General features: G+C 65.5%; 13 protein-coding genes. 5 read left to right on the top strand and 8 right to left on the bottom strand.

Annotation, left to right across the window (positions count from 1 at the left end):
- The first annotated feature begins 225 nt into the window (after nucleotides 1-225).
- Both L6D77_RS23530 and L6D77_RS23525 read left to right on the top strand, forming a co-directional pair.
- Nucleotides 226-462 (top strand): hypothetical protein, encoded by a 237-nt coding sequence (locus tag L6D77_RS23530; RefSeq protein WP_232885080.1) that lies wholly within the window; start codon nucleotides 226-228, stop codon nucleotides 460-462.
- A gap of 76 nt (nucleotides 463-538) precedes the next feature.
- Nucleotides 539-850 carry a DUF3077 domain-containing protein gene (locus L6D77_RS23525; RefSeq protein ID WP_232885079.1) on the top strand — a complete coding sequence of 104 codons (312 nt, stop codon included), beginning with the start codon at nucleotides 539-541 and terminating at the stop codon, nucleotides 848-850.
- A gap of 77 nt (nucleotides 851-927) precedes the next feature.
- Here the strand turns inward: L6D77_RS23525 and L6D77_RS23520 are convergent, their stop codons facing one another.
- Both L6D77_RS23520 and L6D77_RS23515 read right to left on the bottom strand, forming a co-directional pair.
- Nucleotides 928-1,347 (bottom strand): DUF6691 family protein, encoded by a 420-nt coding sequence (locus tag L6D77_RS23520; protein WP_232885078.1) that lies wholly within the window; start codon nucleotides 1,345-1,347, stop codon nucleotides 928-930.
- 2 nt (nucleotides 1,348-1,349) lie between these two features.
- A complete protein-coding gene (locus tag L6D77_RS23515; protein ID WP_232885077.1) occupies nucleotides 1,350-1,784 on the bottom strand; it encodes a YeeE/YedE family protein in 435 nt (144 codons plus the stop codon).
- 123 nt (nucleotides 1,785-1,907) lie between these two features.
- Here L6D77_RS23515 and L6D77_RS23510 point away from each other — a divergent pair, with 123 nt between their 5' ends.
- From L6D77_RS23510 to L6D77_RS23500, 3 genes are all read left to right on the top strand, one after another.
- The gene (locus L6D77_RS23510; RefSeq protein ID WP_232885076.1) at nucleotides 1,908-3,137 is read left to right on the top strand and encodes an MFS transporter; all 1,230 of its coding nucleotides are present in this window, start codon (nucleotides 1,908-1,910) and stop codon (nucleotides 3,135-3,137) included.
- Nucleotides 3,138-3,275: 138 nt separating this feature from the next.
- Nucleotides 3,276-4,199: a LysR family transcriptional regulator gene (locus L6D77_RS23505; RefSeq protein ID WP_232885075.1), complete on the top strand. Its 924-nt coding sequence runs from the start codon at nucleotides 3,276-3,278 to the stop codon at nucleotides 4,197-4,199.
- A gap of 367 nt (nucleotides 4,200-4,566) precedes the next feature.
- Nucleotides 4,567-4,863 (top strand): DUF3077 domain-containing protein, encoded by a 297-nt coding sequence (locus L6D77_RS23500; RefSeq protein ID WP_232885074.1) that lies wholly within the window; start codon nucleotides 4,567-4,569, stop codon nucleotides 4,861-4,863.
- Nucleotides 4,864-4,941: 78 nt separating this feature from the next.
- On the opposite strand, the gene L6D77_RS23495 is transcribed toward L6D77_RS23500, so the two are convergent.
- The 6 genes from L6D77_RS23495 to L6D77_RS23470 all read right to left on the bottom strand — a co-directional run.
- The gene (locus L6D77_RS23495) at nucleotides 4,942-5,712 is read right to left on the bottom strand and encodes a hypothetical protein (protein WP_232885073.1); all 771 of its coding nucleotides are present in this window, start codon (nucleotides 5,710-5,712) and stop codon (nucleotides 4,942-4,944) included.
- Nucleotides 5,713-5,902: 190 nt separating this feature from the next.
- The gene (locus L6D77_RS23490) at nucleotides 5,903-7,582 is read right to left on the bottom strand and encodes an alpha-keto acid decarboxylase family protein (protein WP_232885072.1); all 1,680 of its coding nucleotides are present in this window, start codon (nucleotides 7,580-7,582) and stop codon (nucleotides 5,903-5,905) included.
- Complete coding sequence (locus L6D77_RS23485) at nucleotides 7,579-9,333, bottom strand: flavin monoamine oxidase family protein (protein ID WP_232885071.1); 1,755 nt, start codon at nucleotides 9,331-9,333, stop codon at nucleotides 7,579-7,581. The genes L6D77_RS23490 and L6D77_RS23485 overlap by 4 nt, the downstream gene beginning before the upstream one ends.
- A gap of 165 nt (nucleotides 9,334-9,498) precedes the next feature.
- Entirely contained in the window at nucleotides 9,499-10,776 is a 1,278-nt protein-coding gene (locus tag L6D77_RS23480; RefSeq protein ID WP_232885070.1) for a bifunctional O-acetylhomoserine aminocarboxypropyltransferase/cysteine synthase, read from the bottom strand.
- A gap of 73 nt (nucleotides 10,777-10,849) precedes the next feature.
- Complete coding sequence (locus tag L6D77_RS23475; protein WP_232885069.1) at nucleotides 10,850-11,818, bottom strand: SCO family protein; 969 nt, start codon at nucleotides 11,816-11,818, stop codon at nucleotides 10,850-10,852.
- A 154-nt stretch (nucleotides 11,819-11,972) separates the two neighbouring features.
- Nucleotides 11,973-14,907: Ig-like domain-containing protein (locus tag L6D77_RS23470; RefSeq protein WP_236170176.1), on the bottom strand; the 2,935-nt coding region annotated here is incomplete at its 5' end.

Genomic DNA, 14,907 nt, shown 5'->3' with positions numbered 1-14,907 from the left:
TCCTTCCAGCAGCCCTCTAGTCTCGCCAAGTCGCTAACAAGCGACACGGCTTTGACAGGCCATTATTCGATGAAGGACGCACGTGCGCGCTAATGGCGGCAGTACGTGGGGCACCTCGTGTGCGCCGGGTTCCTTCATCCTCGGTCTGTCAACCCACGTACCGCTGCCACCATTCTGTTTGACAGCAGGATCTTGGCGGTTCCAATCCGATGAAGGAGTCGAACCATGCTAAAGATCGTCCCCGACCCACCCCACCTCAACAAATACACCTCCCAAACCCTAGAAGACCTCCTGGTCCAAATCTCCGAATACCTCGTCTGCGCCCTGACCATCAGCCAGCAGTCCATCCTCCACCACACCAAACCCCAAGCCCAAGTCCTGACCCTCGCCGCCATCCACGAAATCGACAGCGCCCACACCCTGGTGCAAGTGGCGATAAGCCGCGTGCAATCCCGGCACTGACCTGGCGAACGCGTACTCGCCCATGATGTTCACCGATCAGGCCCTGCACCGTGAGCGGGGCCGCAGGAGGAGTGGTATGGAGAAGGAATCGCAACCCCCACGCATCAAGCAACTCGCCACCACCGGCGTCGGCCATTTCGGCGAAGGCGGGGAGGCGGGTGTGAAGGACCCGTTGTTCCGCGTGGTAGCGGGGCATCCGCTGGACCATGCGGTGGAGCAGGCCACCGTGCTGATGTGTGCGGTGCACAAGATCAGTGACCTGGCGATGGTGGAAACGGATCACCTGCCCACGCTACTGACGGCAATGCACTACCTCAGCGGCATGGCCAAGGCGCTGGTCCAGGATGCGAACCATGGCTTGATGGCCCCAGCTTTACGGGGCGAATAACGCTAAGCGACACACCCGAAGGTGTCTTCGGGCGACATGCCCCTCATGTGGTGGCGCACCGGAAATCGATAGCCCGCTCAAGCGCCGCGTCGGCTCTCCAGCCTGGTAAACAGAAACATGCCCACCAGCATCGCCACCACGAACAGCAAAACCTGCCACCGCCCCGTGGACACCAACGCCACCGCCGGCCCAGGGCAGAACCCGGCAACCCCCCAACCCACGCCAAACACCAGGCTGCCACCAATCAAGCGGGCATCCAGTGTCCGCTTCACGGGCAACTGCATGGGCGCACCGAGCAAGGACTGCTTGCGCGTGCGCGCCCAGTTCAGCGGGGCTGCCGCCACCGCGATGGCGCCTGCCATCACCAGCGCCAGGCTGGGGTCCCAGGCCCCGGCCACATCAAGAAACGCCAGCACCTTCGCGGGGTTGGTCATGCCCCCCAGCAGCAGGCCGAGGCCAAAGATCAACCCTGCGAGAAAGGCCGTTAACTTGCGCATGTTCAAGCCCCCAGCAGATGGCGGACGACATACACCGTGGCAAACCCGGTCGCCATGAAGCACAAGGTGGCCAGCATCGACCTGGGGGATAACCGGGACACGCCACAGACACCATGGCCACTGGTGCAACCCGCGGCGTAGCGGGTGCCCACGCCGACCAGCAGGCCGGCAATCACCAACGCCGGCCACCCGGCATGCACCTCGACCTTGGGCAATACGGCAAACAGTCCCCACAGCACCGGCGCCAGCACCAGGCCGAGCAGGAACAACGCCTTCTCGCTGCGGCCCTCACTATCGCCCTGGATCAGGCTGCCGAGCAGGCCACTGATGCCGGCGATACGACCATTTGCCAGGATGAACAGGCTGGCGGCCAGGCCAATCAAGGCGCCTCCGGCCAGGGACGCCCAAGGCGTGAAGTTGACCCAATCGATGTTCATGTTGCAGCTCCCGCCACGTTTGATTGTGGAATCCAGGTAAACAATCACGAGAATAATTACCCGAGATAGGAATTTTACGCTTCCCTAGACTGGCGCGATCTACCTCGTCCGGATCGCATTGTCATGCCATACACCCCTTTATCCCACACGTCCGCGCCGGCGTCGCTAAACAGCCGCTTCTCCATCACGCTGCTGGCCATCGCGGCCTTCGTCATTGTCACCACCGAATTCTTGATCATCGGCTTGCTGCCCGCCCTGGCCCGGGACCTGGAGATTTCCATTTCCACCGCCGGCCAGCTGGTGACCCTGTTCGCCTTCACCGTCATGCTGTTCGGCCCGCCCTTGACCGCTGCCCTGGCCCATGTCGAGCGCAAGCGCCTGTTCATGGTCATCATGCTGGTCTTCGCCACCGCCAACGCTCTGGCGGCCTTGGCGCCGAACATCTGGGTGCTGAGCCTGGCCCGGTTCATCCCCGCGCTGCTGCTGCCGGTGTTCTGGGGCACGGCCAGCGAAACGGCCAGCCAACTGGTCGGCCCCGAGCGGGCAGGGCGCGCCGTGGCCCAGGTTTACCTGGGTATCGCAGCGGCCACACTGTTCGGCATCCCGCTGGGCACGGTGTTCGCCAACCTGATCGGTTGGCGCGGTGCGTTCTGGGGGTTGGCAGCGCTGTCACTGCTGATGCTGGTGCTGTTGGCGCTGTATATGCCGACCCTTGCCCGCCCCGAGCGCAGCAGCATCGGCCAGCAGATGCGTATCCTGCGCGACAGCCGCTTCATCGGTCACATCCTGCTCTCGGTGGTGGTGTTCACCGCCATGTTCACCGCCTACACCTACCTGGCCAACATACTCGAGCGCCTGGCCGGTATCGCACCGGTGGCGGTCGGCTGGTGGTTGATGGGCTTTGGCGCCATTGGCCTGGTCGGTAACTGGCTGGGCGGCCACTTCGTCGACCGCAACCCGTTGAGTGCCACGGCGGTGTTCGTGCTGATCCTGGCCGCCGGCATGGCCCTGAGCGCTCCCCTGGCAGGTTCCCATGTCGGCCTGGCCGTGGCGCTGGCCATCTGGGGCATTGCCTACACCGCGCTGTATCCGGTGTGCCAGGTGCGTGTGATGAAAGCCGCCAGCCATGCCCAGGCCCTGGCGGGCACGCTGAATGTCTCGGCTGCCAACGCCGGTATCGGCCTGGGTGCCATCATCGGCGGCTACGGCATCGAGCGTATCGGCCTGGCCGGCATCGGCTACATCGCCGCCTCGATAGCCCTGGCTGCGGCGGCGATCTGCCTGTTGCTCCAGTACCAGGCGCGCCGTGCTACCCAGTGTGGCCTGGAGCACGTCGGGACGCTGCGCCAATGATCGCGCGCGCCTGCAGCCGCGCGCTGCCCAGGTCGGTACCGAGCTGTCGCACGGACTGTTAACCTGACCGCCACCACCGCGAAATCAACGCATGATGCGTGTGCGCCCACCTCAGGCGCGGTAGCAGCAGGAGTAGCAATGAGGCTTACCGAGCACCTCAAAGGCATCGAAGTTTTCGTCACCACGGCGGACGCCGGCAGCTTCACCACCGCCGCCGCGCAGCTCAACCTTTCGACTTCGGCCGTGAGCAAGGGGGTCGCCCGGCTAGAAGGGCGCCTGGGTACCCGACTGTTCGAGCGCACCACCCGCCGCCTTTCCCTGACCGACGCCGGCGAGGCGTTCTACCGCACCTGCGCGCGCATCCTGGCCGAGCTGGAGGAGGCCGAGACGGTGCTGGCCGCAGAGCGTCAGGAGCCGGCCGGGCGGCTACGCATCGATTTGCCGGTGACCTTCGGCAAGCAACATGTGCTGCCGTTGCTGCTGAACTTCACCGAGCACAACCCACTGCTGCGCTTGCATGCCTCGTTCACCGACCGCTTCGTCGATGTCATCGAGGAAGGCATCGACCTCGCGGTGCGCATTGGCAGTGTCGACCAGCTGTCGAACTTGCTGGCGCACCAGTCGCTCGGCCAGGAACGCCTGATCTTCTGCGCGGCGCCCCATTACCTGAGCAGGCATCCGCACATCCAGCACGGCCAGGCGCTCGACCAGCACGACTGCGTAATGTACGGCCGCGCCGACGGCAGTGTCAGCCCCTGGATGTTCAGCGGCACCGACGGCCAGATCGAGCGGCGCACCATGCACGGCAGGATCATCGTCGGCAGCGGCGAGGCCCAGGTGCTGGCGGTCAAGGGCGGCTACGGCATTTCGCAGTTGGCCACCTGGATGATTCGCGAAGAGCTGCAGCGCGGCGAGCTAGTGGAAATCCTGCCGCACCTGGCGACCCCAGGATTGCCGGTGAGCCTCATCTGGCCGCGTAGCCGGCAGTTGATACCCAAGGTCGATAGCGTCCTGCGTCATCTATCCCTGCATTTGACGCCCATGCTCCTCGAGACCCACTGAGCCCGCCCTCGACTGGCAGATCTGGGCGGGTGAGAAGCAACTTGCCGGGTGAGCAATGGCTCAAAACGCACATCAATGCAGGCTGATTGTGCAGGTCCTACAGCTTTTCTTCCGTGGTTCATGTAGTCCATTTCCCAAAAGGGCTTTTTCCCGCCCCAAGCCATTGAGGTGGGTGGTGGCCACGACTAGTCTCGCCCTGCTCGTCGTGTTTCACCGTCCGGGGTTGGCCGGGCCTTCAGATCAGCGCACTGCACAAGGATCGTGCGGTGAGGCCCGGAGGCTCTGGAGGGGGAGACGCGGCGGGCTCTTTTTCCACTGGGCAGGTGGCCGGTTGCGGCCGTTGCCGTCGTTGACAGGGGGTTAGCGCATGGACAAGGACGAGCAATCGCAGGAGCGGCAAAAACTGAACGTCATCTCACTGGCCCAACGCGGCAAGCAGTTGCCAACGCGCCACTGGGTGCAGGCCACGCCGGGGCTGCAGATGCGCGAGGTACTGGAGGAGGCTTCAGTCATCCTGGGCTGCGTCACCGGGCTTACCCAGCAGGCACTGGCCAAGCCGCGCGAGGCGCAGACGCTGATGCGGGCGACCTTCTACTTGAGCGGCCTGGCCAGGGTCATGATCGAGGGGCAACTGCCATTGAACAAAGAGCAAGGCGACAAATGAGGCTCGACAGTTGAACGACAAAGCCGCTTCCGGAGTACCGGGAGCGGCTTTTTGCTGTGCGAAACCGGCCCTATCGGATCAAGCCCCGCGCCGCCGCAGTACCGTCGCCAACGCCACGGTCAGCACAACCGCCACCACCACGGCCAGCCCCATGGTCGCCGCAATGCCGATGCGCTCCAGCAACCCGGCCACGATCAGGTAAAACGCAATCACCCCCACCGCCCCAATCGCATTGCCGCGCACCATCATCGCCATCCCGGCACGCCCGCTTTGCACGTGGGCAAACACCACCAACGGCCAGGCGATCACCGGGATCGGCGCCAGCATCCCGCTGGCGGCGGGCCCGAGCCAACTGGCCAGGCTGGTGGTGACCATCAGCAGGCCGGTGGCGGACACCATGCGCAGTGGGATTTCCCAATAGCGGTGGCGGGGCTGGGCCAGGCTGTCGGGCCTGGGCTCGCGGCCACTGGCGCGGATCAGCACGGCGATCAACAGCAGGGCCACGGCAATCGACAGGTACAGGCCGCCCCAATGGGTGAAGGCGTAGGCTGCCGCCCCATAACACAGCAGCGCCAGCGGCACGGCGCAGGCAATGCCGAAACGGCGGGTGATGTACAGGTAGACGGCGTAGGTGGCCTGCACCGCCGCCAGGCCGCCGAGGGCGCCGGGCACCGCGCCCAGGACGAACGCCGTGCCTTGCTCCAGGCACAAAAAGGTCATCACCAGCGCCGAGGTGATCGGCAGGCCGGACAGCAAGCCACCGAGCAGGCCGCCCCAGCGCCGCGAGGCAAGGGACACAACCCACATGAGCAAAGGTGTGACGACAAGCTTTAGATAGAAGAGGGTCATTGCGCGGATATTCGTATTGGCAAGCAGGGGCTTGGTCGCGCAGCAGCGCGCAGATTTCCCGACGCTACAGCAAAAGGCAATGCCTTGCATGTGCGGGAGGCCTGCAAGCGTGCAAAGCCGCCCGTTCCACAAGTGAATCAGAAGGCGCTGCGCTGGGTCCCCAGGCGCAGCGCCAAACCCCATGCCGTTATCAGCTCACCCCAGCCAAGCGCTTTATCTGTTCGGCAAAGTCCTTCTCGGCGATCTTCACCTCCACCAGCACCGGTTGGTCCACGACCGTCAGCAACTGCTCCAGCAACTGCTCCAGTTGCGCCACGGTCTGCACCCGATAACCTTGGGCGCCAAAGCCGGTGGCCAGCGCCGGGTAGTCCAGGGTAGGCAGGGTATCGAAAGGCGCGAACGCGCCCTCTGGCGTAAACGCCGCGGGGTCGACGAACGCCTGCTCGATCGCATACACCTGGTTGCTCATCACGAACACCACGGCATTGACCTTGTTGCGCGCAAGTGCCGCCAACGATTGGCTCACCATCATGAACCCACCATCGCCGGCCACCACCACCGGGCGCCGGCCGCTGCCCAGGGCCACGCCCAGCGCGCAACCGGTCTCGTGGCCGAGCGAGCCCCAGATCGCATCGCTGATAAAGCTGCCGCGCGGCATACCGTTGATGTTGCTGGCCACATACAGTGACGAGCTTTCACCCAGGATCAGCGTGCTGGTCTGCCACCAATGGTGCTCGTGGGCGAAGTTCACCAAACTGTCGAAAAAGCTTGCGTAGCTCAGCGTTCCGGGTACGGCGCCACTGCCCAGCAGCGCCCGCGAGGCCTTGAGCGGCGCATCGCAAAGTGGGGCCTGGACCGTCACTTTCAAGGCCTTGAGCAGCGCGTCGACGTAGTCGGGCAGGCGCACGTTGGGGTAGTAGTCGCTGCCTGCACGGGCCAGTTCGCAGTTCACCTGGATGATCTGCTCGTAGCGGCTATTGAGCAGGTCCAGATAGTCATCGGTGAAGATCACACCGATGGCCACGATGCAGTCACAGCTGTTCACCCAGTCGGCGGTCTCCGGGCGTGAGGCCGGGCCGGCATAGGTGCCGATGAAGGGCGCCTGGCTTTCGTCGAGCACGGTTTTGGCGTCGAGGGTGCTGGAGAAGGGCAGGGCACAGCTGTCGATCAGGCGTTGCACGGCATCCTGCAGGCCATAGCGCATCACTTCCACGCCCAGCAGCACCAAGGGCCGGCGGGCGTTTGCCAGGCGTTGCACGGTGGCGTCAACCAGCGTCTGCAGGGCCTGGGGGTTGGACGGGCGCGGCGCTGGGGTCAGTTGGCCATGGGGGCGGCTGACCTCGGCGCCCCAGATGTCCTGGTAGGCCTCCAGGTAGATCGGCTGGCGGTGGGTGAGGGCGGCGATCAGGGCGTTGTCGATCTGCCAGGGCGCGCGGTGCGGGTCGGCGAGGATCTCGCAGGCCACGGTCACCTGTTCCAGTACGTTGCGGTCGGCCTCGAAGTTGCCGGTGGAGTGGTGGAACAGCACGTTCTGGGCGTTGGCCTGGTTGCGGTCCTGGGTCGAGGGGCTGGCGGAAATCACCACTACCGGATTGCGTTCCACGTAGGCGCCGGCAATGGCGTTCACCGCACTGAAAGTCCCCACGCCATACTGCAGCGACACGGCGCCCAGCCCGTGCACCCGGGCATAGCCATCGGCGCTGTAGGCGGCGCCCATCTCGTAGACTTCACCCACGGCGTCGATGCCGTCGAAGGCATCCAGCGCGCTCATGAACTTCGAGCAGTAGTCCCCCGGCACCTGGAACACCTTGTCCAGGCCCAGCTCCTTGAGCCGGGTGAGCAGGTAGTCGGCCACGGTGAAGGTGCTCATGGCTTGACCCCCGCGCAGATGGCCTGGGTGATGTCTTCGAGCACCTGCGGCGCGTGGCCGGGCATGGGCGCGGTGGCGTAGTCGATTTCTTCCGGGGCCGGGGTCGGCAGCAGCTGGTAGGCGGCCGGCAGCCAGGTGGGGCGCGGCAGTTCGAAGAACTCCTGCAGGGCCGACTCGGCGGTGGTCAGTGCGCCTTCAACCCAACCCTGGCCATAGGAGTACGCCTCGCCGACGATGAACACCTGCTGGTCCTTAACCGGGTGGCGCATCTTCTGGATGATCAGGTCCAGGCGGTAGTTGGCCTTCCACTCGTGCCAGCCGCCACCGTACGGGTCGGCGTCCCAGGCGTGGTACACGGCGCTGTAGGGCGCCGGCAGCTCGACCTGGGCGTGCAGTTGGGTGACCTGGCGCTGGGCGATACGCACCATCTCGTCGCTGATCTGGAACTGCGTGCGCGGCACCACCGCGTCGTTGGCGATGCGTCCTTCGAGGCTGCGCGGGGTGTAGCCGATGAACTCGGGGCCGTCTTCCAGGCCCTTCCAGAATGGCACTGTGCCGATGTCGTTGTAGGAGGCCATCAGCAGGGAGTTGAAGGTGTTCTCGCCACCTGCCTGGTCGCACTCCGTGCCCATGTAGTAGCACTGGCGGATCGGCAGGTCGGTGACCGAGCGCCCGGCCACCAGGCCCAGGTTGCGCCACCAGGGTTGCTCGTAGGCCAGGAACAGCTTGAACGCCGACTGCACCAGCACCGAGCCGAGGTTGTCCTTGAGCCATGGGTCGTCGAACAGCGGCGAGTCGATGAGCTCCAGCGCCCGGCGCGGCAGGGCGAGGATCACCTGGCGAGCGTGGACGATGTCCTCGCCTTCGAGGTCGCGGGTCTTGCCGTTGACGGTCTCGGTATGGCGCAGGTGCAGGCGGTAGGGGTACTCGGTGTCGTCGCTGTAGCTCAGGGCGGCCAGGCGGCGGTTCATCTGGATGCGCTGGTCGGCGGGCACCAGGCCGCCGGGCTGCTCGCTGAAACGCTGGGCCAGGGTCAGTGGCAGGCTCTGGAAACCATCCTTGAGCGTGCGGAACACGGTGGCGTCACTGTATTCGGTGGCGGGCAGCTGGGTCACGGCGCTGGCGTTGGCGACGTTGGCCTCGTAGCCGCCGGCGTCCTTCATGAACTGGTAGCCCTCGTTGCTCAGCACGCGGTAGAGCAGGTCCCAGAAGCCATAGCGCCAGATCGGCTTGCCGAACACCTGCACCTGCATCTGCTCGGCCAGGCTCAACTTGTCGAAGCCGGGATAGATGCTGTTCATCACGTTGACCTGGAGGTCTTCGGGGTTGTAGCCGCGCTCGGTCCAGCCCAGGTCGTAGGGAATCTTGTGCGGTGCTTCGACGAAGTCGCGGAAACGGAAGCGTTGGCCGCGCAGGTAGAACAGATTGTCCTGGGCGCCGATGGGGGCGTCCTTGGGCAGCTCGTTGCCCATGGGGAAGTCCTTGCTCGGCAGGCCCAGGTGCTGCACCAGGGTGTCGACCATCACATGGCCGTCGGCACCGGGCATGTAGCGCATGCCGCCAACCTCGGCGACCACGTTGGGCAGGCCGGGCAGCTTGACGCTGAACAGACGGCCGCCGATACGGTCGCCGTATTCGAACAACTGGATGCGCTGGCTGGCGCCGTGTGTTTGCTGCAGGCGCCAGGCGCTGTAGGTACCGGAAACGCCGCCGCCGATGACGGCGACATCCAAGGGCTGGTTCTGGCTCATCGCAAAGTCCTTTTCGTGGTGTGGAGGCAAGGAACAGCTGTGACGAGCGAGTATTGTCGAGCTTTAGCGTAATGCCAGCTGGCCATCATTATTTTTTGCAAAGCGAATCAGCCGCTGTCCTCGCCCACCGTCGCCATTGGGTAGGGCGCGAATCAGCCAGGCCTGTCAGACCCGGCTGGCCTCCAGCGCCTGGGCCAGGTCGGCAATGATGTCATCGCTGTGCTCGATGCCGATCGACAACCGCACCATGTCCCGCGGCACGCCGGCCTTTTCCAGCTCTTCGTCGTTGAGCTGGCGGTGGGTGGTGGACGCAGGGTGGCAGGCCAGCGACTTGGCATCGCCGATGTTCACCAGGCGCACTACCAACTGCAGCGCGTCGATGAAGCGCGCACCAGCGGCCTGGCCGCCCTGGATGCCGAACGACAGGATCGACGCCGGCTTGCCGCCGGTGTAGCGCTGGGCCAGTGCATGCTCGGGGTGGTCGGGCAGGCCGGCGTATTTCACCCACGCCACTTGCGCGTGCCCTTGCAGGTAGTGGGCAACCTTGAGTGCGTTCTCGGTGTGGCGCTCCATGCGCAGGGCCAGGGTTTCCAGGCCTTGCAGGATCAGGAAGGCATTGAACGGCGACAGCGCCGCACCGGTGTTGCGCAGCGGCACCACGCGGCAGCGGCCGATGAACGCGGCGGGGCCGAAGGCTTCGGTGTAGGTCACGCCGTGGTAGGAGGCGTCGGGGGTGTTGAGCAGGGCGAAGCGCGCCTTGTGCTCGGCCCAGGGGAACTTGCCCGAGTCGATGACGATGCCGCCGATGCTGGTGCCGTGGCCGCCGATGTACTTGGTCAGCGAGTGCACCACGATGTCGGCGCCGTGTTCGAACGGCCGGCACAGGATCGGCGTGGCCACGGTGTTGTCGACGATCAGTGGCACGCCGTGGCGGTGGGCGGCGGCAGCCAGGGCGGCGATGTCGACGATGTTGCCGGCGGGGTTGCCGATGGACTCGCAGAACACCGCCTTGGTGCGCTCGTCGATCAGCGCTTCCAGGGCGGCGATGTCGTCATGGGCGGCGAAGCGGGTGGTGATGCCCATGCGCGGCAGGGTGTGGGCCAGCAGGTTGTAGGTGCCGCCGTACAGCTTGGCCACCGAGACGATGTTGTCGCCGGCCTCGGCGACGGTCTGGATGGCGTAGGTGATGGCGGCCATGCCCGAGGCCACGGCCAGCGCGCCGACCCCGCCTTCGAGGGCGGCCATGCGCTGTTCGAGCACGTCGTTGGTGGGGTTCATGATGCGCGAGTAGATGTTGCCGGCCACCTTCAGGTCGAACAGGTCGGCGCCGTGTTGGGTGTCGTCGAAGGCGAACGAGGTGGTCTGGTAGATCGGCACGGCCACGGCCCGGGTAGTCGGGTCGGGGCTGAAGCCCGCGTGGATGGCGAGGGTTTCCAGCTTCATGCAGTCATTCCTTGAGCGTGGGTGGAAGCGGCTGAGCATGGAGCGCGGGCGACGCGATGGTCAAGGGGCCAGGTCAACGTTGCGCGGTAGGCGCCTGGCGGCGCTGGGTCTCCTCCTCGAGGTAGTCGAGCAGGGCGGCGACCTCGGTTTCGCCCAGGCGCATGTTGGGCATCGCCAGCTGGTTGTACTGCTGGTACAGCAGCATGGCCAGGGGGTCTTTTTCGGCCAGCATCTGGTCCGGCACCATCAGCCAGCGCTTCAGCCAGGCTTCGTCGCGCTGGCGGGTCACCCCCAGCAAATCCGGGCCAATCCCGCCTGTGGCACCGCGTTCGGCCTCGCCAACGGTGTGGCACGACGAACAGCGGGTGCGGAACAGTTGCTCGCCGGCACTGGGCGGGCGTATGGCCGGTGCCTGGGTGTAGTCGAGGTTCTGCACGCTGGCGGTCTTCCAGTTGTGCAGGCTGTTGGCCAGGCGGTCGGCGAGGATATACGGGCTTTCGAAGGGCGAGGCCTTCATCCAGCGGCCGGTGCTCTGGTTGCCGATGATCAGGCTCAGGTTGTGGTCTTTGCTGCGGCCGTTTTCCAGGCCTTCGATGTACAGGCCGAGGCTGCGGCGCAGCTGCTCGATGTCGGCGGCTTCGCCGGTGAGCAGGGTCCAGCCGGGGCCGATGGCGAACTTTTCGGCGTAACGCTTGAGGGTGCTGGGGGTGTCGTTGTAGGGGTCGATGCTGATCGAGTAGAAGAAGATGTCCTGGCCGACGCGCTCGCCCAGCAGCTTCTGCACCTGGCGCAGGCGCGCGGTTTCCACCGGGCAGGAATCGCCGCAGCCGGTGAAGATGAAATTGATGGCGACCACCTTGTCCTTGATCAGGTCATCGAAGAAACGCACCGGTTTGCCGTCCTGTGTGAGCAGGGGAATGTTGGGGAAGTAGTTGGCACCCCAGGGGGTGTCGGGGTCGGCGCTGGCGCGGGTCGTAGGCAAGGTGCAGGGCAGGCTGAGGATGATCAGCAGGGGGAGCAGCAGGCGCCAGGTGCGGGGCATGGTCTTACCCTCTTGGATATCTGATGGGGCCTGCGATGCAGGCCATCGCCGGCAAGCCGGCTCCCACAGGCACGGCGCATGTCTTGTAGCCAGCGTTGGCAGTGTGGGAGCCGGCTCGCCGGCGAAAGGGGCGCAGCGCGCCCCCGGCTTTCTTTCACTTGATGCTCAACGGCGCGGTCACGGTCTGCCCCAGCGCCGACTTCACGGTCACCGCCGGTGGCGAGGCCGGGCCGCTGCCGGTGGTGGTCACCGACAGCTTCCAGCGTGCCCCGGTACCACTGGCGGGCAGGGTCGCCAGGCCCAGGTCGAGCGGGCCGCTGGTGGTGTTGGTGGTGACGCGGATGCTGTTGCCACTGGCCACCGTGGTGGTGCCGGCGATATCCCAGGTCCAGCGGTTGTTGCTGCGCAGTTGCACGCTGGCGCTGCTGACCGCCACCGTGTCGGCCTGCACGGCGGGCGATACGGCGATGCTCACCGTGGCCGGGGCCAGCGACTCCAGGCCTTTGGCATCACGCGCCAGGTAGGTGAAGCTGGCGGTGAACGGGCTGGCGACCGTGTCCGGTGGGGTGTAGGTCACCTGGGTGGCGTTGCTGCTCACCGTGCCCATGCCGGAGTCGGGCTGGGCCAGGCCGCTGACCGTCAGCGGCAGGTTGCCGTCGGGGTCGGTGTCGTTGGCCAGCACGTTGAGCACGATCGGCTTGCCGGCACTGGTGGCGGCGCTGTCGTTCACCGCCACCGGCGGCTTGTTGGCAGGGTCTTCGTTGCCACCGCCACCGCCGTCGGCCTTGCGGAAGGTCGGCAGGGCGGCGGAATTGACGTATTGCACGCCATCCCAGCCGGGCAGCGGCGTGGGCATCAGCTGGAACTGTCCAGGGTGCTCGATGTCCCAGCGCAGCAGCATCGAGCTGTCTTCATGCTGGGTGTTGTGGCAGTGCTCCATGTAGGTGCCGGCGAACTCGCGGAAGCGGATGGCCATTTCCACTTCCTCGGACGAGTCTTTGTCCGGGCCGATGCGGTACACGTCCTTGCGCGCCCACTTCTCCCATTCCGGCGGCGCCTTGCCGTCGCGGCTGAGGACCACGCCTTCCTCGAAGTGCACGTGCACCGGGTGGCTCCAGCCGTTGCCACCGTTCTTGATCTTCCACACCTCGAGCGTGCCGTCGCCGCTGAAGCCGGCGTCAGTCGCCTCGCTGGCCAGTTGCGGGGCGGCATTGATACGCCGAGGGTCCATGCTGAAGCCGAAGCCGCCGTCGGTCTTGATGGTCCAGGGCGCGCTGTCGGTGCCGTCCGAGCGGCCGAAGATGAACTCGCGGTGGCGCGCGGCCGCCAGCTTGGTCTGGTCGGCGGCGTTGCCGGGGTTGATGGTCAGCGGGATCATCACCAGGCCTTCGGCCTTGCCGGGCTTGGCCGGTTCATACAGGGCCGGGTCCATGCTCACGTCCTGGCCGCTATAGGGTTGCACCAGCAGTTGCAGGAACTTGCCCACTGCCGGGTCGCCCTTGTCCCATTCCGGGCCGTTACTGGCCTGCTTGATCACTGCCTTGTACTTCTCCGACAGGATGTCGGCCAGGGCGATGGGCTGTTTCGGGCCCTTGCCGGTCTCGTGCTCCATCAGGTTGACGAAGTACAGCTTGTCGCCGGCCTTGATCCCGTTCTTGGCGAAGTTGACGATGATGTCGTAGCGCTCGGCGATGCCTTGCAGCGGCAGGATGCCGTTGTTGTCCTGGCGGTCGCCGTCGCCGTTGAGGTCCATGCTGCCATCGAACGGCACGGCGTGTTCCATGATGTTGCCGTCATTGCCGATCATGTGGAACGGCACGCGGTTGTACGACACGTTGGAGCCGCTCGGGCCCTTGAACTCGCCGCTGTTGCCGGCCACCTCACGCACGATGGCGAACTTGAAGTAGCGCGACACCGAGCCGTTGAGGATGCGGAAGCGATAACTGCGCGCGCGCACTTTCAGCTTGGGTTGGTACTGCCAGTTGACCAGGATCTGGTCACCGAGGAAGCCGTCGGTGTTGAACGGGTTGAACCACAGCTGGCCATTGGCATCCCAGGCCTTGTCGGCGACCACCAGGTTGACGTCGTAGTCGCGGTTGCCCCAGGGCATTGCACTGCCGCTGGGGAAGCGCAGGTTGACGCCGTCCTGCAGGGCTTCGTTGCCGCGGTCGATGGCCGAGTAGTAGTTCATCATCACCGCGTTGCCCTTGTAGACGTTCTGCGCGGTGAAATCGAGCATGTGGTCGTGGAACCAGTGGGTGCTCATGGTTTCGCGCCAGTCGCCGCGGATCTTGATGCTGCCGTTCTCGCAGGTCTTCAGGCCCGGTGAGCTGTCATTGACGTACAGGGTTTCGCCGGGCGAGCAGGGGAAGGCGGCGCGTGGGTCCTGGGCGCGGGTGTTGATGGTGTCGTAGCCGGCCAGCTGGATCGGCCAGCGGTAGTCGTAGTACTGGCCGGGGAAGAAGTAGGCGTTGGCGAAGCCGTCGCTTTCAGCCGGCGAGTGGCCGTTGTGTTCGTGGGTGGAGATGGTGTGCAGGCCAAAGCCATTGTTGGCCGACGGGTCGATCGGCAGCGCGTTGTAGTGGCGCATCAGCACCGGCTGGCCGTAGCGCACCATCAGCAGCTTGATCGGGAAGGTGCCGTCGAAGGTCCACAGCGCCTTGTGGTTCTGCAGCGGCATCTTCGGGTGGAAGCGTGTGTCGATGCCCTTGGTGGTGCCCAGGGTGGTGGGGATGTCCGAGGTCTGGTAATACAGGCCGCCGGGGCCGAACTCACCCTTGCTGTAGCCGTGCAGCTGCTTGCGGTCACGCAGGCCCTGGTTGATGCGCGCGCCGGCCTGCGCGGTCTTGAACGCGGCCTGCGGGTAGAACTCGTTCCAGCGCTGGTGCGACCAGCCCTTTCCTGGTGGGCGGCCTTCGGCGGGCGAACCTACCGAGTTGCGGTTGAGGAACATCTCGATCTGCGCCTTCCACGGGTTGCGGTCGAGCACGTTTGAGTACTGCGACGGGAACGGCGTCAGCCCGGGCTGGGTGAGGAAGGCCTCCAGGGCGTTGCCGTTGGGGCTGCTGCGGGCAACGATGTTAGGGTCC

It is taken from the genome of Pseudomonas parasichuanensis (genome assembly GCF_021601385.1).
Taxonomy (GTDB): domain Bacteria; phylum Pseudomonadota; class Gammaproteobacteria; order Pseudomonadales; family Pseudomonadaceae; genus Aquipseudomonas; species Aquipseudomonas parasichuanensis.
The sequence above is the reverse complement of the archived record's forward strand: the minus strand, read 5'-3'. Positions and strand labels throughout refer to the sequence as shown.